Here is an 18,410-nt window from a genome sequence, read left to right on the forward strand (position 1 = left end):
CCTTTTCGCCACGTTGAAATTCAGAGAATCAAGCTGTTATTTCGATGCAAAATCGAGTTGCACGCTATCGGCTTGTTGATGCATCCAGTGTAAGCGGATACCCAGCATTAAAGCAGCAGAAGATAAGCCAACGATAAATCCTATCCAGAACCCACTGGCCCCCATAGGTTCGACAATGAAATCTGTCATTGCTAATACATAGCCCGTTGGCAAGCCAATCATCCAATAAGCGATAAAGGTACGATTAAAAATAGCCGTCATGTCTTTATAACCACGTAGCGCTCCTGCTGCAACGACTTGAATCGCATCCATACATTGATAAATAGCCGCAAAAATAAGCAACTGCATTGCCATGGCTACAACGGCTTGGTTTTCCGTATAAAGCAAAGCCACATATTCACGAAATAGAACCGTTAACGTCGCCGTGATAATTGCAGTAGATAAACCGACTAACAAGCCAACCTGTGAAGCGATGGTTGCCCCTTCAATATTTTTTTCGCCCAGCTTATGGCCAACACGGATGCTCACTGCAGCGCCGATACTCATCGGTAACATAAAAATTAATGATGAGAAATTCAAAGCGACTTGGTGAGCCGCCACCACCAATGAACCGAGTGGAGCGACCAACAATGCGACCACAGCAAATAGAGTAACTTCAAAAAATATCGCTGCCGCCACAGGAAAACCAAGCTTGAATAAGCGAATTTGCGCTTTCAATTGTGGTTTATGGAATTCACCAAAGATATTAATGTGCGCCATGCGTTTAGAAGTGACGACATAAAACAGCAGCATAAAAAACATCAACCAATAGACAATTGCCGTCGCCACACCACAACCTACACCGCCTAGCTCTGGTGCGCCAAATTTTCCGTATACGAAAATCCAGTTAAGTGGAATGTTAACTAATAGGCCCGCGAAACCAATCACCATAGCGGGTTTCGTCAGTGAGATACCATCCGTGAAACTGCGCAATGCTTGAAATAGTAAATAAGAAGGTACGGCAAACATCACGGCGTACATGTACCCGTTAGTTTTTTCAGCCATCAACGGCTCAATATCCATCCACCCCAAAATCCATTGAGTTTGAAAAAGAACACCAATAATGGGAATAGAGACAAACAACGCTAGCGCTGCGCCTTGCTGTATTTCAAAAGGAATTTTCTTTTGCCGCCCTGATCCGTTGAGTTGCGCTACAACAGGAACCAACGCCATTAACAACCCAACACCAAACAGAATCGAAGGTAGCCAGATACTCGCCGCGATCGATACCGCAGCCATATCAATCGCACTCACACCACCTGCCATGACGGTATCTACAAAGCCCATTCCAGTTTGAGCAATAGAGGCAATCAACACAGGTGTTGCCAATTTGATTAAATTTGAAGCTTCTTGTTTATAACGATGCACAAATATCTCCAGAGGAAGGACAAGCAAAAATCGCGACCAATAATCAACTTATCGCGTAGGCATGGATGATAAAGAAATGTCACACTAAGCTCCATGAAAAACTGATGAAATTACCTAATGTTTATTGGGAAGGTTGCTCGTCGCGCTATATGCGGTGAAATCTATTTCAGACAAAGCTTGATTAGGCTAGATAGGGGGGCTTGGCGTGTTGCACGTAACCATTAAGAAGAGCGCTTGCCAAGCGCTCACTTTTTAAAAGATTTGTTCATCATCGGCATCAACAAACAACTCTATTTTGTCTAAACGTTCATCGACCATCATATTGAGATGAATCGCATGGCAACAGGCGGGGCAATCGTCATAAAACTCTTGGCTACCATTTGATGCATCTAGGGTAATCCGAATGGTATGACCGCAGTGAGGGCAGTTAACCATTCTTTCCGTATAATTTTTCATATCTCTTTCCTTACATCCTTGGAGATATCTTAATACTAAGTCGCTAAGTTCCTTTAAGCGGCAAATTAAGTTCAAACTTTGAATTGGCCCATAAAACAACAAAAGAGCCATTTATTAAGGCTCATTTGTTGTCTATACAGCTCGGTTGTTTACACCGTTAAAAGGAGAGGATTTTCTTGATCAAACTTTCCGCTTCGACCAGATAGTGGCCACCAAATTGATTGTAGTGATTGAGGACATGATAGAGGTTATAAATATTCTTACGTTCCACATAGTCCAAACTCAAAGGTAAGATGCTCTCATAGCCTTGGTAAAACTCAGGTTGAAAACCTTCAAATAATTCTGTCATTGCGATATCGCATTCACGATCACCCCAATAACAGGCAGGATCGTAGCAAATTGGACCAAATACAGAGTTTGCCACATTCCCATGCCACAAATCTCCATGCAGCAGAGATGGGCGAGGGCTATGGTTAGCTAAGCGAGATTGGACAACGTCGACCAACTCGCTGATATTGAACAACTCAATTCCTTTTTCACGCAACAATTGCAATTGCCAGCCGATACGTTGTTCCGCAAAAAAACGACCCCATTTTTTGTCCCACGGATTTGGCTGCAAAGTGGAACCAATATAATTGTCTGCATCAAACCCATACTCTTTTTGTTCTCCCCATTGATGCAGTTTGGCCAGTTGTACACCGAATTCATAGCTGTTCGTCGCGTTATCTAGGGGTTTGGTTGGTAGATAGTTTAAAACAATGAAAGCATGATTTTTACTGGTTCCAATCATCACTAGCTCGGGAACCTGTACTGTTGACGTTTCACGAAGCGAACGTAGGTTTTCACCCTCAATCTCAAACTTAGCTAAGAAGTCTCGTGTGTTTACTTTAACAAAATAGCGTTGCTCACCATCGCTGATCATGTAGCAATCACTAATGTCACCACCGCTGACTTTTTCTTTTTCAACAGGGTTAAATTCAAACATGAGCGTATCGGATAACTGCTGAATGAGAGTTTGCCACATAACGACCTCTGCCTTGATTTACTTAATAATTCGTAGTTTAGGTCATGGTTACGAATATTTCAGAAGTGCGTGACACATAATTTAGCCACTTTCCTTTTGAGGGAGCACCAATGCTCATAAATGTGATTAAGTGCAAGAATTTGCAGATGCGAATACAGAAATAGTATTAAAAATAACGCTATATTTTTCATAAGTTGATCTTGCTTAGGTGCTAGTAACCCAATTTATAGGATGGCGTATCCTACTTTGGGGAAAATAAATGTTCGTGAAATAGATGCTTATCAAGAAATCGCGGGAAATTTGAACGTCTAAACTATCAAATCTGTGAAAATGGGCTGACATGGCTTAGTATTATTGAAGGTACAGTGATTACTAGCAATTTAGCGGTAAAGCGGAGAATTAAAGTGGTTGTAGAAACCGATGGTTATTTGGCTCTGATAGAGCATCTCTCTTTTAATATGGATGTGTTCACATCAGGCGGAGATATTGGCGCTGAAAGTGTAGAAGATGTTGTGACCGACATGGTTTCAAGCAACATCATGGCTATTTTTGAACAAAACCCTGAGCTACATTCCAGTGTTCGATTCCAGTTGCTCAAAGAAGCCGATTCTGTAGTGGAAGATCTTGGTGAAGTATTGGCGGGTGTTTGGAGTAAACCTGCGACCAATGAACAGATCCTTTTTCTTGATGAATACATCGCCTTAGTGAAGAATCTGTTCGATACTGCCGTTGCGAAGTACGACTAATTGAAGTATGACTAATCAGAGTTAGGCGGGCTTATAATCCGCCTAAATTGCCAGAATTTAGAAGCCCAATAGGGGTTATCGATTCTTGAGATCATCACACCTTTAGACGTAGAGGCGTGCATAAATTTTTTGTCTCCTAGATAGACTCCAACATGATTGCTCGTCCTTGATGTTCTAAAAAAGACCAAATCCCCGCGCTGCGCATTTTGATAATTTACCTCAAAACCCGTTTGACTCTGTGAGCGTGTGGTTCGAGGTAGAGGGATCTGCCATACATCTTTAAACGCTATTTGCACAAATGCTGAGCAGTCGACTCCGTTCAATGTTTCACCACCTAATCGGTACGGCACTCCTTGCCAGCGCTGAAAAACCGTGCCTAACCCATCGTCTTTATCTTGGACAATTGACAGAATCTCTTCTTGAGTAACATAAGTAGGGCCAGAATTGGACGAAATAGGCGATCCTACGCAACCCGTTAGCACACTAGTTATTGATAATGCGAAGAGTATTGGACTTTTAATCATTTATCATCCCAATGAAATGTAACTGAAACATTTTTGAAATATTGCATTCCTACTATGGTTGAGCCTTAACACATTCTCTAATCACTTAGTTGCATTTATCATGAATTCCTCAATAAATAATCGACATTCACTGTCGTTGATTCAAACCATCAGTGCCATTTTCATCACGATGACGTTACTGGTGGTCCTTTTATCCATCACCAGTTTAAAAAGCATCGATAAGGTAGGGCTACAGTTTTCTGGATTGTCTGAACAAACACTACCTTTGGCATTAAATAATGCAAGGTTGACGCAAAATATATTAGAACAAGTACAATCTCTCGGAGATGGCATCCGCACAACGGAATCGGCAGAATTAGAAGCGGTAAACCAGCAATTAAGCCACTTAAACCAGCAGACTGACCAACTTACTGACCAGCTTTTCTCCATCGCTACTCGTATCGGTAACGCGATTACTCAAGATCATCAAGTGTCGTTACGCAGCAAAAGTGCGGCTTTTCAGCAGCTCACCTATTCTATTTTATCAACGCAGGCCTCTTTGCTTGAACAGCAGAATGCTATCGATAACGCCGCCACCGCGTTTCGTTACGGATTAAGCTCCATTGGACCGGAGATGAACCGGATCAGTTCATTTCTCGCATTAGATAACCCGGAATCGATGGATGCGGCTAACCGCTTTATTGCCAGTGCAAGTTCGATGGAAAGTACCTTCTTACTGTTAATGATGCAAAACGATCCTGAACAGGCCAAAGTGCAATTTAAGGAAATCCGTAATCGCATGGCGGGAATTGAGCTAGCCTTTGATGATTTCAAAGAGTGGCATCCTGATGTTATAGAGTTTGCGAGCCTGACGGCACCTTATGAAATGGTTAAAGCGGGTTTTGTTGAGCATGGCATCTTGGCACTGATCTTAAATAAAATTGAGCAAGCACAGCAGCAGCGACAAGAAATGGCACAAGCTGCGCAGCTAGCCAAAGACACGGTAGCACTGCTAAATACGATTTCTGCCACCGCAAGTGAGTTGATCAAACACAGTGAGAGCGTGGTTCATGACGCAATGCTAATGGTTAAGCAAGTACAATATACTGGCGGCATTATTCTGGTCGCTTTGGTTTTACTTGCGTGGCTAGGGTTACGCCACTGGCTAAAGCTGGGGCTGAATAACTTATTGGCCAAGCTTGCATTATTAACTCAACACGATTTTTCTCAACCCGCTCGCTTGATTGGCCCGAGTGAATTTAAAGAAGTTGCTCTACAACTAAACCAAGTTATTGAATCAACAAAATATTCAATTTCTACCGTAACGCGCAATTGTGAAATGCTCTACCAAAATGCCGAAACCAGTCACGATGCAGCCGATAAATCCAACCGCAGTTTAGCCGCACAAAATGATTCGTTGGTTAACATGGTTTCCACAGTGAGTGAGTTGGAATCGGCGATTCGGAATATCGCGCTTGTGACCAGTGAATCTTATGAAGAATCAGTGGCTGCCAGCCAGTTTTCTACGCAAGGGGTGAAAGTAGTGGAACAAAACCGTGTTCGCTTGGAATCTCTTGAAAATACACTGCATTTAAACGATGAAGCAATGCACGAGCTTGACCAGCGCGTGAAGAAAATTCGCGAGATGGTGGATATGATCAGCGGTATTGCTGACAGTACCAACTTACTGGCGTTGAACGCCGCGATTGAAGCAGCAAGAGCTGGCGAACAAGGGCGTGGTTTTGCGGTTGTAGCCGATGAAGTACGCAAATTAGCCAGCGATACATCACAGCAAACCACCAATATCCGGGACATGATGAATGAGCTCACCAATGCTACGCAGCGCTCTCGTCAAGCGGTATCGGATTCGCGCCAAGAGATGAGTAATGCGCTGCAATCGAGTCAAGAAGTCAAAACAACATTTGAGCAGATAGAAAAAGCAGTGGAACAGATTCGTGCTCGAGTTGAGCAGATAAGCGTTGCAACAGAAGAGCAAGAGCGAGCGACGGCCGATGTAAGCCAATCTATCAGCCAAGTTTCATCGCAAGGTGAGCAAACCAAATTACAGCTTGAAGCCATGGTCGAAAGTTCAGAGCAGGTGGCTGAAGTTGCGGGTGAACAGCAGGCTATGTTGCATAAATATACGCTCAACTAGCTTATCCAGTGCGAATTCCTGTATTTTCATGACGTTGTCACTTTTTTCTAAATGGTTGGGTAAGCATTTTATCCAACCACTGCTCACGCTTCTCTCGAAAGAGTGGTAGGCCGATAATGACCTGCTTATGGCCCAATTCTGGCTGCGCACGATAAGTACGAAATAGCCGATCCCAACATGACAAGAAAAAACCAAAATTGGAGTGAGTTTCTCGCACAATGACAGAATGATGCACCCGATGCATGTCAGGTGTCACCACCAACCAGCGAAGCCAACGGTCCATTTTCAACGGTAATTTTGCGTTACTGTGGTTAAACATCGCGCTCGCATTGAGCACAACCTCAAATATCAATACCGTGAATGGGCTGACACCCAACATGATCACGCAAGTGATTTTGATCCACAAAGAGAGAATCATTTCGAATGGGTGAAACCGCGAGCCAGTGGTCACATCAATATCTTGATCAGCGTGGTGCATGCGATGTAAACGCCATAACCAAGGAGAGAAGTGAAAAAGCACATGCTGGGCGTAAATCACGCCATCAAGAATAATCACTGACAGCGCAATTTCAGCCACTTGTGGCAAATCCACCCAATTAAAAAGGCCAATCGAGTCTTGCTGCGCCCAATAAGCCGCTTCAATGGCTAACACTGGCATCAATAGCGATAAGCACACGCTATTTAAACCAACCAAACCTAAATTATTCAGCCAGCGAGTGGCTTTACTTTGGGTGAGTGTTTTACGTGGGCAAGACCATTCCCACAGCGCACAAAGCATAAATACAGCGAAAAATACGCTCAAACGGATCAATTCAGGGTTCAGGTTCATGCTTAATGGCTCATCTTCAATGGTCTTGTGCTAGGAATCTGCTTGTACTGTAAGTACAATCGGCAGCACTTTCCAGCTTGCCGCCCTGATTTATGAGAATCCACGCATTTAACCATTTGTTCCAACATCGCTTAGCGTTATCGACCAAACCTTTTCAAGCTCGTGGTGCGAAAGTTGAACGTTGCGCCTATTGTCAGGTCGCCACGCAATACTGCTTATGCGGCCATCAACCGGATATGGATACGGATATCGCAGTATTACTGCTGGTTTCTGAAAATGAAGTGTTTAAACCCAGTAATACTGGTCGACTAATTGCCGATGTGATTAAAGAAACTTACGTTTATCAGTGGAATCGCACCGAACCTCACGCGGAAATGCTAACACTGTTGAATAATCCCGCTTATCAACCAGTCGTCATTTTTCCCGAAGAGTATGTGGATGAAAAGCCTCGAGTAATGCAAAGCCCTCCCAGCGCGCACGATAAACGCAAACCACTGTTGATATTGCTTGATGGAAGCTGGCGCGAGGCAAGACGAATGTTTCGTAAATCACCTTATTTGGATGCGCTTCCGGTGATGTCTATCGCACCTAAAAGCGTATCGCAATATATGATGCGTAAATCTGATAATAAGCAGCATTTATCAACGGCTGAAGTGGCGTCATTGGTATTGGCTGAAGTGGGTGAGCATCAAGCCTCTCTGCTATTAAGCCAATGGTTTGAAGTGTTTCGGGAAAGTTACTTGCTGAGTAAAACCCGCCTAAAGCATGATTTGAGCAGGCCAGTCTTGAAACGTTTCATCGACCAGCAGCAAAGCGAGACGTGACTCTAAAGTTGATCGATTCGGTGATGAGTAATTGTTCAATCGAACCTATAGACCAGATAAATTGGTACTCGGTCACGGATTGTAGGCTGAGCTCTGTGGATAATGCCCAAAGTTTTATTTTTAGCTCATTGATGAGCAAATTTTAGGAGAGATTGCATGTACTACGGCTTTGATGTCGGTGGCACTAAAATTGAGTTTGGTGCGTTTAATGAGAAGTTAGAACGCGTAGCAACGGAGCGCGTTCCTACCCCAACAAACGACTACCATCTGCTAGTTGAAACCATTGCGCAGTTGGTGAGTAAATATGACGCGCAACTGGGTGTGGAAGGTAAAATAGGCCTTGGCCTACCAGGTATGGAAGATGCTGATGATGCTACGGTATTAACCGTCAACGTTCCTGCTGCAAAAGGCAAGCCGTTACGCGCTGATTTAGAAGCAAAAATTGGCCGCAGCGTGAAGATTGAAAACGATGCAAACTGCTTTGCGCTTTCTGAAGCATGGGACGATGAGCTGAAAAATGAGCCTTCGGTTATGGGCCTAATTCTCGGCACAGGTTTTGGTGGCGGCCTTATCTATGAAGGGAAAGTGTTCTCTGGTCGTAACCACGTAGCAGGGGAGTTTGGTCATATGCGTCTGCCTCTTGATGCATGGTTACATCTTGGCGATAACGCGCCGATGCTCGGCTGTGGTTGTGGCAAACAAGGATGCTTAGACAGTTATCTCTCTGGCCGCGGTTTTGAGCTATTGTACGAGCACTATTATGGCGAGCACAAAAAAGCGATTGATATCATTCATGCCAATGAAGCAGGTGAAGCGAAAGCCGTTGAGCATGTTGAGCGCTTTATGGAACTACTTGCCATCTGTTTTGCCAACATTTTCACAGCCAATGACCCACACGTTGTTGCACTCGGTGGCGGTTTATCAAACTTTGAATTGATCTACCAAGAGATGCCTAAACGCGTACCGAAATACCTGCTTTCTGTCGCGAAATGTCCGAAGATCATCAAAGCAAAACATGGTGATTCAGGCGGCGTACGTGGTGCGGCTTTCCTTAATATCAAATCATAAAATCAAACAAAAAGGGCCTATAATCAAACGGGCCCTTTTTTATATCAGTCAAAAGTTAACTCTTTAACCTAAGTTCTGTTTATTTGGTGTTAGCGCCTTTTTTACCCACACCTACGTTTTCTTTTTGTTGCAGTGTTAGCTTGCTAAAACCTAACTTTTTAAAGTGGTTATCGCGGTAATTGCGTACCGCTTTTGCGTCAGAAATCATTTCCAGCTGCTGTTCCATTTTTAAAAAATCAGTAATATCAATACCTTCCGCTTCGGCTACTGCTTCTTGAATGTTGTGATGTTTTTCGTAAGAAAAAGTCAGCGTTTTATCTTCATTTTTGTAAGTGTACAAAATGGTGCGAGCCATGATCATCTCTCTAAAATCGTCATTCCCAATTTCGGGAAAATAAACAAAGGCTGATCGCTTACTATCAACCGATTGAAAATGGGGGCGTTGGTAGCGCTTAAACATGACTAACCAACATGTAATGGGCTAGATTTTGCCTTTAAGTGGGATAATTGTCACGCTTTCACCACCGAAATAGCGCAGGATATTTCATTTACAACGCTGTACATATTCAATCACAAACGCCGCTATTGCATCGAGATCATTGATGTTCATCTGTGGTAAAGCACTTTTCACAACTTCATCCGCGGCGATAGCGATGATATTTTCATCATTTGGATATAGCCAAGGTTTACCCACTTCAGCACGGTGCAATTCAATTTTAGGAAAGACGAGGTTTTTACACCCTTCAACTAAAATTACGTCGAGTTTATCGCAATCAAAGCGAGACAAAAGATATTCGAAATCGGGTTCGGCTTCTGGCGTCTCAGTCATCATGGCATGACGATAGCGCGATGCAACTAACATCTGGCTTGCCCCCGCTTTACGCAGCCGATGGCTATCTTTACCTGGTTTATCAATATCAAAATCGTGGTGCGCGTGCTTAAGTACGCCTAATGTTAGGCCTGCTGCCCTTAACTTGGGCAACAAGGCTTCAAGCAGGGTTGTTTTTCCTGTGCCAGAGTAGGCCGCAAAGCCAAGCAAAGGGCATGAAGGCGCTTGATATTTCATGATGTCAAAGTTCCAAATTGTGCCAGATCTTGAGGCGTGTTGAGGTTCAAAAAGCAGTTTGGCGAGTCGCTAAAGTCAACGTAATCTGTGTGGCATTCTTGATAAAGACGGGTGATTTTTCTCTCGCCACGTTCTAAAAATGCAGTCAGTGTTGGCAGCACACGTTGGTGAATAAGGGTGAATACGGGTTGAGCGAAGTGACCATCATGGGCGACTAAAATATCATGCGAGTCTTGAACAGCATGGCAAAAACGCGCAACAAGATCGTCATTGATCAACGGGCAATCGCAAGGGACAAATCCAACCCAATCGGTTTGTGCATGGGTTAACCCTGCCTGAATTCCAGCGAGTGGCCCAGGATAATCAGCCATGGTATCGGAAATGACAGGCGCAAACTGACGATACTGTGCATGGTTACGATTAGCGTTAATCGTCAGGCTAGTAGATTGCGGCTTAAGCTTATTCATGACATGTTGAATCAAAGGTTGGCCATTGAGTTCAATCAGCCCTTTGTCTTGTCCACCCATACGGCTGGCTTGCCCACCCGCTAAAATAACCCAACTTGTTTGTGTGGGAAGTAACATGAAATGTCTCTTAATTGTGCGATGAGAAGAGCGCCGTACAGACAAGTTAAACTCATTGATTGAGCATCACTCGCCCATTTTTAGTGGCGACAAACCAAGTTAAGGATGATAACCCAACTCATGCCTTGGTGCTAACTGGCTGATGATTATAACCAATCTCACTTGTGCGGGTGGATCTTTTTCATTGCTCTCGTTAAGTTTTTCATTGCTCTCACTAAGACACAAACGCCTCCATTAGTTTGGAGGCGTTTGGTCAAGCTAGGCAGTATTAAGCATCTTCAGGTAGTAGGAATAACCCCACGGGGTTGATCGTCAGGTAAGGGTGATCAGCGTAACTGGGGTCAAATTGTGACGAGTTGAGTTGCAGTAACAGCTCTTTGTTGTGCCATTTAACCAACACTTCATACATCGACCCCATGTAAGCAATACTGGTAATTTGACACTGTTGGCAGGCATCACCGTCCGCGCAGAGCAAAATAGCTTCTGGTCGAACACCAATTTGATAATTTCCCGCAGGCAAAGCCGTGACACTGTCATCATTAGCGGGGATCTTATAGCCATTGATGATCAAATATTCACCATCATATTGACCCTCAAAAATATTGGCTTCGCCCATGAAGTTGGCCATGAACATCGAGGTTGGGTGCTTATACAGTTGAGTTGGTGACCCTTGCTGCATGATGTCGCCATCTTTCATCACAATCACAGTATCAGAAACGGCAAAGGCCTCCGCCTGATCGTGCGTCACATACAAAGAGGTGATATTAAAACGCTGCTGCAACTCTCGAATAGTTTCACGCATGCTGCGTCTTAAATTGGCGTCCAAGTTACTGAGCGGCTCATCGAATAGCAATACCTTAGGCTTAAGCACCAACGCGCGAGCGAGCGCTACTCGCTGTTGCTGACCTCCTGAAATTTGGTCAACGTAACGTTCTCCAAAGCCTTCTAAATCGACTAATTTCAAGGCTTCATCCACTCGCTGTTTCACTTCATCTTTACTCAAGCCAATCATTCTTAGGCCATAACCTACGTTGTCATGTAAGGAAAGGTGAGGAAACAGAGCGTAAGATTGAAACACCATGCAGATGTCACGTTGCTGGATGGAGGTGCTCGTGACATCTTCACCATCAATAAAAATTTGGCCACTGGTTGGTTTTTCGAGCCCTGCGACCAAACGCAGCACGGTCGTTTTTCCACATCCTGAAGGGCCGAGCAGTGTTACAAGGCTGCCTTTTTTGATTTCTAAATCCAAATTACCAATGACGGTTTTATCGCCAAAACGCTTGCAGACATTCTTTAAAACAACAAAGTTTTCATTTTCCATGGTGATATCTCCAATGGTTATTCTTGGTTATTGGCTTTAGAACGAGAAACACGTGCCTCGCCAACGATAAAATCAAAAATTAAAATAATAGCCAACATCACAACAATCAAAATCGAGCCATATGCGATCGCAACGCCATACTCACCATCTTCTACACGATTCAGGATGTAAGACGTTGCCACCCGTGTTTCTGGTGTCACCAAGAAAATAATGGCGCTGACGGTCGTCATTGCTCGAACAAAGCTGTAAATCAGTGTTGAGAGAATTGCTGGTCGTAATAACGGCAACAGAATATGAGTAATGGTTTTAAAGGAGTTAGCCCGCAAACTGAGTGACGCTTCATCGAGCGATTTATCAAGCTGGCCTAGCCCTGCAATACCTGCGCGAATGCCTACAGGCACGTTACGCATCACCATGGAAATCACAACAATGGCCGCGGTACCGGTGAGGTAAATAGGCGCATCATTAAATGCAAGAATGTAAGATACCCCCGCAACCGTGCCCGGAACGGCGAAGCAAAGCATGGTTGCAAACTCAATCACTTTTTTACCGTAAAATTGCTGACGGACAACGATATACGCAATCAACAGACCAAAGAAGGCGGTCAATGGCGCTGCAACGCCGGCATAAATCATCGTCGTGATAAGTGATGGCCAAGCACCTTCACTCATTCCCATGCCAAACAGATGAATATAGTTTTTAAGCGTTAAACTGTAATCTACACCCCAGTTCACGGTGAAGCTGCCGAAGATGATGCTGCCATAAAGCAAGATGTTAAATGCCATCCAAAAATAGAGCAGTGCCGAAACCGTATGTTTAAGTAAGGTAGGCAGCGCTTGCACATCGCCACGATATGATTTGCCGGAAATGGTGACGTATGAACGCTTTCCTATCCACAGATATTGGACAACAAAGATCGCCAACGAAAATAGCAGCAAGACGGCCCCAAGTGTGCTGGCGGAAGCGTAATCTAATTGAGCTCCTGCGATGTAGAAGTAAATCTGAGTGGCTAACACATCGAAACTGCCCCCTAGTACGAGCGGGTTACTGAAGTCGGCCAGTGATTGGACAAAGATGATTAAGAAACTGTTGGCCAAAGCAGGTTTGAGCAATGGCATGACAATTTTAAAAAAAGTTTGATAACGATTGGCACGCAGCGTGTAGGACGCCTCTTCCAGTGATGGATGTAGGGATTTCATCGCGCCATCTAAAATCATGAATGACATAGGAGCAAAGGCGAGCACTTGTGCCATCCAAATGCCTGTAAAACCATACAGCCAGTTTGTCTGTTGTAACCCAAACCAATCCACCATGAGTTCGGTGATATAACCGGAGCGCCCAAGCATTAAAGTCACCCCAAGCCCAACGACAAAAGGGGGAGTCACAATGGGAAGAATAGAAAAAATTCGCGCAATGAAAGCGGAGCGAGTGGCAATGCGTGTGGTATAGATAGCAAAGATCAAACCAAAGAAAGTGGCACCTATACCCACAGATACGCCAAGCAGTACGGAGTTCCAAACAATTTGTATGATCTGCGCTCGGCTCAAAATTTCAATGAATTGCCACGCAACAAAGTTCCCCATTTCATCTTGGAACATCGGTACAAAGATGGCGATACTCGGAAAGATAATAAAAATCGTGATCAAGAGAATAATCGAGATCAGAGCACCAATCACGAAGCTGTCACCGCCCAAAAACTCAAGACGAGCCAATGCCAATGTCATGACAGCACTTAAGGCAATAAATAGTGCAATGGTTGAATAACCTAAACCTTGCTGGGTATACCAAGAGCTGACCAACACGAAAAACATGCATGCCGCTGAATAACCGATATCAAAATAGTGACGGTGTTTGGCGTACTTATTACCTGCATAGCAAGGGCGAATGAGAAGTACACCCGGAAGCGCAAACCATAACCAAGAAATATTGGCACGGCTCCAACCCATAGCGGCATAAAACTCTTGCGATGTTGAATCAAACACTCCGTAATCAAGTGCAAAAGAGGGCAACAGCACAAACGCACACAATAACGTCAGGATCCAATAAAAAATCGGGTCCCTATGCGAGGTTTTTAGCGGCCGATGTGGTGCAGTGCCTGCTGTAAATTCATTCATTTTTCTGTACCAAAGTTGTTTGTAGCCACACGGTGATAAGCCTGGTATTGGCTTTATAAAAAGGGCAGTAGACACTGCCCATCGAGGCTAAGAAAAGGGAATGCGTTGGCTATTCGCCCATTTTTACAACATTAACCCACTTATTAATCAATCGCTTACGTTCATCAGAGGATCCATAGGTATCCATGTCATAATCGATCAAGGTTAACTTTTTAGGGTCGAGGGCGTTGGGGGATTGTTCCGCTTGAGTGTTAGTTAAAATTTGGAAAGATTGACCTTCTTTCCATGCCAGCTCTTGTCCTTCTTTTGACATGACCCAGTCAACAAACCGTTTCGCGTTATCAAGGTTACGCGACCCTTTGATAATGCTCACACCACCAATTTCATAACCTGTACCTTCACAAGGCGAAATCAGCTCCAGCGGTGCTCCTTTCGATTGTTCGAGTGAGTAGTCATGCAAAAAACCAATACCAATCGCAATTTCACCACGCGCTGAGTTACGTGAAGGGGTAACACCTGATTTGGTGTATTGAGAGACGTTTTTGTCGAGTGCTTTGAAATAATCAAAGGCTTTATCTTCATCCCAAAGTTGAATGAAGGTGGCTAATGCGGTGTAGGCAGTCCCCGAACTTTGTGGGTCAGAGATTTGAATCTCTCCTTTGTATTCAGGTTTGGTTAAATCATTCCAGCAGCGCGGGATCGGTAATCCTTTTTCAGCCAAACGTTGAGTATTCACCCCAAAACCTAAAATACCCATATAAACGGCCGAAGAGTAGTTCCCTTTGCGTTTCGCTGGATCTTTAAATCCATCCATAATGAATTCAAGCTGCGGGGATTGGTAAGCGTGTAAGAGATCCATTTCACCCGCCTGTGATTGAGGATCCAACGTGCCGCCATACCAAACATCCGCGCGTGGGTTCTTCTTCTCTGCTTCGATTTTGGCCAGCGTGCTGCCAGAGCCATTGCGAACAAAAGAGGTTTTTACGTCATATTTATCAGAAAATGCTTTAGTCGCTGTCTCGCACATGGCGTTAGTGGCACTGCAATAAACCACGAGTCGGCCTTCAGCAAATGCTTGAGGCGCGGCAAGCGAAGCACCGAGAATGCAGGTAGCAAGTACACTGCGAGGTAATCTATCTTTCATGTCTGTTTCCTCTTGTTATTTTCATTACTTAACGTAGACGTAGGGCAGCGTTAAGTTTCATCACATTCCTGTGATTTCGTTTTTGCTGCATGACACAGCGAAATCAGAAAACAACGTGAGGAAAGGTTATGACATAGTGACGGCATTCCCTGCACGCTGTTGCGCTTTTAAAAAGGGCAAAATTAGTAATCCAATCAGTGCGGCTGAGAGGGTAATGACACTGAAAAATCCTTCCCAACTAAATTGTTCAATAATGACAGCCAATGGGTAACTGGCTAACGCTGCACCAAGATAGCCAAATAAGCCGACAAAACCGGTCGCGGTTCCAGCCGCATCCTTGTGCGAACATTCAGCGGCGGCCATTCCTATCATCATTTGCGGACCAAAAATAAAAAATCCGATGGAAAAGAAGCAGCCCGACAACACCACAAAGTTGTCAATCGGTGTTAGCCATAACGCGGCCACTGAAATGAAAATACCTAGCGCAAAAATCAAGTTCATCGGCGCTCGATTGCCTTTAAAAAATTTGTCCGAGCCCCAACCACCAAATAGCGATCCTAAAAATCCTCCGACTTCAAACATCGATACGGCAGCGTTGGCCGAAAAAAGCTCATAACCATGTCGTTCAGTGAGGTATAAATTACCCCAATCATTTAGCGCGATACGCACCACATACACCAGTAGATAGGAGCTACATAACAGCCAAACGTACTTATTCCCTAGAACGTAACGACTTAAAATTTGGCGAAATGGAAGACCTTTACCCTCAGACTCATGGCGCTTTTCTAATTCATCGTTACGCCACTCACCCACTGGGGGTAACCCTAACGTTATGGGCTTATCTTGCATGCGGAAGCAGAGCACTAAACCAACGATGATCGCCAAGCAACCCGGTGCAATAAATCCGTACCGCCAACCAAAAGTCACAGCGATAAAACCAATGCTGATCGGAATGAGCGCGCCACTTAAATTGTGGCAAGTGTTCCAGATAGACCACCAAAACCCACGTTCAGATCGGGAATACCAAGTAGTGAGCAATTTAGCGCACGGCGGCCATCCCCAACCTTGGAAAAAAGCGTTCAATGTCCAAAGCACGGTAAATGCGGCTAGGGAAGAGCTCAAACCAAACAGCACATTAACTACGCCCGTTGCAACCAGCCCCAAACCCATGAAGTAACTCGGTTTTGATTGGTCGCTGACCATGCCAGAAACAAACTTTGACAAACCGTAAGTCATGTAAAAGAGCGTACCAAGCAGACCAACATCGGAATGTTCAAGCCCGAGATCAGTGAGCATCGCAGGCATGGCAAAATTGAGACTTTTGCGTGTGAAATAAAACACCCCATAGCCGACGTACATCGATAACATTAAATGCAAGCGCCAGTAACGATAGGTTGCATCAATGTCCTGTGGTTCTATAGGTGCTGATGTCGGTTTTGAAATCAGAAAACCCAGCATGCTATGTTTCTCCCTAGTGCTAATAGATGGTATCGGAGTGATTCACCAAATGAATGAGACAAAGTTATAAGTGACTAGGAAATTTTCCTAGTTTGTTGATGTTGTGAGCGGTTTTGTGGGCAAGTTAACAGTTATGCGCGTCCCAAGCGGTATTTGGCTACGCTGCGATTCAATTAAAAATGTGCCACCCAGTGCGCTGACGCGTTCTTCGATGCCGAGTAAGCCTTGGCCTTTGCTGCGCCAATCGGAAGCTAAACCAATGCCATTATCACGCAGCTCGACACTGAACATGTCACCGGGAACAAGGCTTAATTGCACGGCTGATGCTTGTGCATGTTTGCACACGTTATTAAGCAGCTCTTGAATAATTCGATACAGTGTAACGGCCGTAATGTCATCTAAACGCTCTGCAAAAATTCCGAAATTCAGACGAAAATCGACGTGTCGTTCCGCAAATTTCATTTCACTTGCAAGCTGCCGAATTGCGCTCTCAAGCCCCAATTCATCAAGCGCATGAGGGCGAAGCTCGGTTAATAATTGACGTGTCGATGAGTGAATTCGTAGCGCGAGCGTGTTGATCGTCTCAGCGATGTTGGTTTGTTTTTCATTTTGTGCCAAGCGACTAGCGAGCATGGATTGGATCTGTATCGCGGTGATATTTTGGCCAATTTCATCATGCAGTTCGCGTGCAACTGATTTTCGGATTTGCTCTTCAACCTTGACTAATTGCCGAGCCAGTTGCTGTTTGTTCGCGAGTTCGATTGCCAGCTTTTGGTTAATTTTAGCTAAGCGTTGCGCCAAGAAATATTGACGGCTAATCGCAATACCAAGCCCTAAACCAACAAAAGCCTGCGTCGCTATAAAACTTTGGAGTTCAATATCGGATTCAAATGAACCTGTCATTTGCCGTGCCGTAGCAAGCAAAATACTGTTCATTAGACTAGCCAATACGCCGCCTTGCCAACCGTATTTATAAGCCATAAAAATATTGGGAAGCAGGAAAATGAGCAGGGCGATCGGTTTGAGCTGCTCTAGCAAGGTCAACTCCGCGATCAATCCGCCACTAAAAAAAAGCAAACACCACAGCAACGCAGAGGGGCGAAGTGTTACGTCCTGATGGATGAGATCGGGTGACAGTGGTCTCCAGATCTGCTGATGTAGATAATCGTACAGGAGAAATAAGAACGGAGTGAGCAGTATACCGCCAGTCAGAGCTGAAACGGTCGCTTGTGCCACGTAATGCAGTTCGAGGTTGAGCGGTTTGACCAACAGCAAAACCGAGCTTCCACATAAGATGCCGTAAACGACCGTCAACCCGGTAAGCGCCAACAGTTTTTTCCAATAAACGTGTAGTGATGTCCAGAGAGATTGAAAGGCAATCGCCAGCCAATAAGCGATCAATGCAAACAGCAGTAATAGATATTCATGAGCAGCGATAGCCAACACATGCCCGAGCAACGCCACTATAGCCATTTCGCATAAAGTGATCCCAAGCCAAAAACGACGTGGTGCAAGAGCGAGTGTGGCCAGCTTTAAGCCTGTGGGCAAAAACAGACCAGCCAGCAATAAATCAGGAGTTAAGTAGCGGCTGATGTTCCATAAACAAAACCAACCAATTGAATACAAAACGCATGCAAATGCATAGCTAAAGCCAGAGGAGAGAGACAACCGAGGTAAAGCTTCAGAAAATCGATGATGAAAATGCATA

At 44.5% G+C, this 18,410-nt stretch carries 16 protein-coding genes and 1 pseudogene; 4 read left to right on the forward strand and 13 right to left on the reverse strand.

Annotated features, from left to right (window positions below; all coding sequences use genetic code 11):
• Window positions 1-36 precede the first annotated feature (36 nt).
• From NB504_RS16705 to NB504_RS16715, 3 genes are all read right to left on the reverse strand, one after another.
• Window positions 37-1,407: an MATE family efflux transporter gene (locus NB504_RS16705; RefSeq protein WP_026027236.1), complete on the reverse strand. Its 1,371-nt coding sequence runs from the start codon at window positions 1,405-1,407 to the stop codon at window positions 37-39.
• Between the two features lie 252 nt (window positions 1,408-1,659).
• Complete coding sequence (locus NB504_RS16710; RefSeq protein ID WP_258429366.1) at window positions 1,660-1,863, reverse strand: CPXCG motif-containing cysteine-rich protein; 204 nt, start codon at window positions 1,861-1,863, stop codon at window positions 1,660-1,662.
• Between the two features lie 157 nt (window positions 1,864-2,020).
• Window positions 2,021-2,887, reverse strand: coding sequence for a fructosamine kinase family protein (locus NB504_RS16715; protein WP_017042505.1), 867 nt, complete (start codon window positions 2,885-2,887; stop codon window positions 2,021-2,023).
• A gap of 404 nt (window positions 2,888-3,291) precedes the next feature.
• Between NB504_RS16715 and NB504_RS16720 the strand changes: the two genes are divergently transcribed.
• Window positions 3,292-3,633, forward strand: coding sequence for a DUF3802 family protein (locus tag NB504_RS16720; protein ID WP_026027237.1), 342 nt, complete (start codon window positions 3,292-3,294; stop codon window positions 3,631-3,633).
• Window positions 3,634-3,644: 11 nt separating this feature from the next.
• On the opposite strand, the gene NB504_RS16725 is transcribed toward NB504_RS16720, so the two are convergent.
• Window positions 3,645-4,157, reverse strand: coding sequence for a C40 family peptidase (locus NB504_RS16725; RefSeq protein WP_017042506.1), 513 nt, complete (start codon window positions 4,155-4,157; stop codon window positions 3,645-3,647).
• A 58-nt stretch (window positions 4,158-4,215) separates the two neighbouring features.
• Between NB504_RS16725 and NB504_RS16730 the strand changes: the two genes are divergently transcribed.
• Window positions 4,216-6,291, forward strand: a complete 2,076-nt coding sequence (locus tag NB504_RS16730) for a methyl-accepting chemotaxis protein (protein WP_258429367.1) — start codon at window positions 4,216-4,218, stop codon at window positions 6,289-6,291.
• Window positions 6,292-6,328: 37 nt separating this feature from the next.
• On the opposite strand, the gene NB504_RS16735 is transcribed toward NB504_RS16730, so the two are convergent.
• Complete coding sequence (locus tag NB504_RS16735; RefSeq protein WP_258429368.1) at window positions 6,329-7,120, reverse strand: sterol desaturase family protein; 792 nt, start codon at window positions 7,118-7,120, stop codon at window positions 6,329-6,331.
• Window positions 7,121-7,212: 92 nt separating this feature from the next.
• Between NB504_RS16735 and NB504_RS16740 the strand changes: the two genes are divergently transcribed.
• Window positions 7,213-7,944: a tRNA-uridine aminocarboxypropyltransferase gene (locus NB504_RS16740; RefSeq protein WP_258429369.1), complete on the forward strand. Its 732-nt coding sequence runs from the start codon at window positions 7,213-7,215 to the stop codon at window positions 7,942-7,944.
• A 156-nt stretch (window positions 7,945-8,100) separates the two neighbouring features.
• Window positions 8,101-9,012 (forward strand): N-acetylglucosamine kinase, encoded by a 912-nt coding sequence (gene nagK / locus NB504_RS16745; RefSeq protein ID WP_258429370.1) that lies wholly within the window; start codon window positions 8,101-8,103, stop codon window positions 9,010-9,012.
• 79 nt (window positions 9,013-9,091) lie between these two features.
• On the opposite strand, the gene NB504_RS16750 is transcribed toward nagK, so the two are convergent.
• The 8 genes and pseudogenes from NB504_RS16750 to NB504_RS16785 all read right to left on the reverse strand — a co-directional run bounded on the left by NB504_RS16750 (window position 9,092) and on the right by NB504_RS16785 (window position 18,409).
• Complete coding sequence (locus NB504_RS16750; RefSeq protein ID WP_026027239.1) at window positions 9,092-9,367, reverse strand: DUF2960 domain-containing protein; 276 nt, start codon at window positions 9,365-9,367, stop codon at window positions 9,092-9,094.
• Window positions 9,368-9,565: 198 nt separating this feature from the next.
• A pseudogene (mobB, locus tag NB504_RS16755) lies at window positions 9,566-10,078 on the reverse strand (molybdopterin-guanine dinucleotide biosynthesis protein B); the annotation flags it as partial.
• Window positions 10,075-10,662, reverse strand: coding sequence for a molybdenum cofactor guanylyltransferase MobA (gene mobA, locus NB504_RS16760; protein ID WP_047689442.1), 588 nt, complete (start codon window positions 10,660-10,662; stop codon window positions 10,075-10,077). The gene mobA and the pseudogene mobB, both read right to left, overlap by 4 nt.
• 268 nt (window positions 10,663-10,930) lie before the next feature.
• Window positions 10,931-11,986, reverse strand: a complete 1,056-nt coding sequence (fbpC, locus tag NB504_RS16765) for a ferric ABC transporter ATP-binding protein (protein ID WP_017044718.1) — start codon at window positions 11,984-11,986, stop codon at window positions 10,931-10,933.
• Between the two features lie 17 nt (window positions 11,987-12,003).
• Complete coding sequence (locus tag NB504_RS16770) at window positions 12,004-14,100, reverse strand: iron ABC transporter permease (RefSeq protein ID WP_026027999.1); 2,097 nt, start codon at window positions 14,098-14,100, stop codon at window positions 12,004-12,006.
• A 109-nt stretch (window positions 14,101-14,209) separates the two neighbouring features.
• On the reverse strand, window positions 14,210-15,244 hold the full coding sequence (locus NB504_RS16775) for an ABC transporter substrate-binding protein (RefSeq protein WP_013856874.1): 1,035 nt from the start codon (window positions 15,242-15,244) through the stop codon (window positions 14,210-14,212).
• A 126-nt stretch (window positions 15,245-15,370) separates the two neighbouring features.
• Window positions 15,371-16,702, reverse strand: a complete 1,332-nt coding sequence (uhpC, locus tag NB504_RS16780) for an MFS transporter family glucose-6-phosphate receptor UhpC (RefSeq protein ID WP_088728855.1) — start codon at window positions 16,700-16,702, stop codon at window positions 15,371-15,373.
• A gap of 87 nt (window positions 16,703-16,789) precedes the next feature.
• Window positions 16,790-18,409 carry an MASE1 domain-containing protein gene (locus NB504_RS16785; protein WP_258429372.1) on the reverse strand — a complete coding sequence of 540 codons (1,620 nt, stop codon included), beginning with the start codon at window positions 18,407-18,409 and terminating at the stop codon, window positions 16,790-16,792.
• Between the last annotated feature and the right edge of the window lies 1 nt (window position 18,410).

The organism is Vibrio sp. RM-69-4 (assembly GCF_024743775.1).
GTDB classification, from domain to species: Bacteria; Pseudomonadota; Gammaproteobacteria; order Enterobacterales; family Vibrionaceae; genus Vibrio; species Vibrio anguillarum.

Coding starts and splice junctions, on each gene's coding strand:
- NB504_RS16775 (WP_013856874.1), bottom strand. CDS start 15,244: ATGAAAGATAGATTACCTCGCAGTGTACTTGCTACCTGCATTCTCGGT.
- NB504_RS16735 (WP_258429368.1), bottom strand. CDS start 7,120: ATGAACCTGAACCCTGAATTGATCCGTTTGAGCGTATTTTTCGCTGTA.
- NB504_RS16715 (WP_017042505.1), bottom strand. CDS start 2,887: ATGTGGCAAACTCTCATTCAGCAGTTATCCGATACGCTCATGTTTGAA.
- NB504_RS16785 (WP_258429372.1), bottom strand. CDS start 18,409: ATGCATTTTCATCATCGATTTTCTGAAGCTTTACCTCGGTTGTCTCTC.
- uhpC (WP_088728855.1), bottom strand. CDS start 16,702: ATGCTGGGTTTTCTGATTTCAAAACCGACATCAGCACCTATAGAACCA.
- NB504_RS16710 (WP_258429366.1), bottom strand. CDS start 1,863: ATGAAAAATTATACGGAAAGAATGGTTAACTGCCCTCACTGCGGTCAT.
- mobA (WP_047689442.1), bottom strand. CDS start 10,662: ATGTTACTTCCCACACAAACAAGTTGGGTTATTTTAGCGGGTGGGCAA.
- NB504_RS16740 (WP_258429369.1), top strand. CDS start 7,213: ATGAGAATCCACGCATTTAACCATTTGTTCCAACATCGCTTAGCGTTA.
- NB504_RS16750 (WP_026027239.1), bottom strand. CDS start 9,367: ATGGCTCGCACCATTTTGTACACTTACAAAAATGAAGATAAAACGCTG.
- NB504_RS16725 (WP_017042506.1), bottom strand. CDS start 4,157: ATGATTAAAAGTCCAATACTCTTCGCATTATCAATAACTAGTGTGCTA.
- nagK (WP_258429370.1), top strand. CDS start 8,101: ATGTACTACGGCTTTGATGTCGGTGGCACTAAAATTGAGTTTGGTGCG.
- fbpC (WP_017044718.1), bottom strand. CDS start 11,986: ATGGAAAATGAAAACTTTGTTGTTTTAAAGAATGTCTGCAAGCGTTTT.
- NB504_RS16770 (WP_026027999.1), bottom strand. CDS start 14,100: ATGAATGAATTTACAGCAGGCACTGCACCACATCGGCCGCTAAAAACC.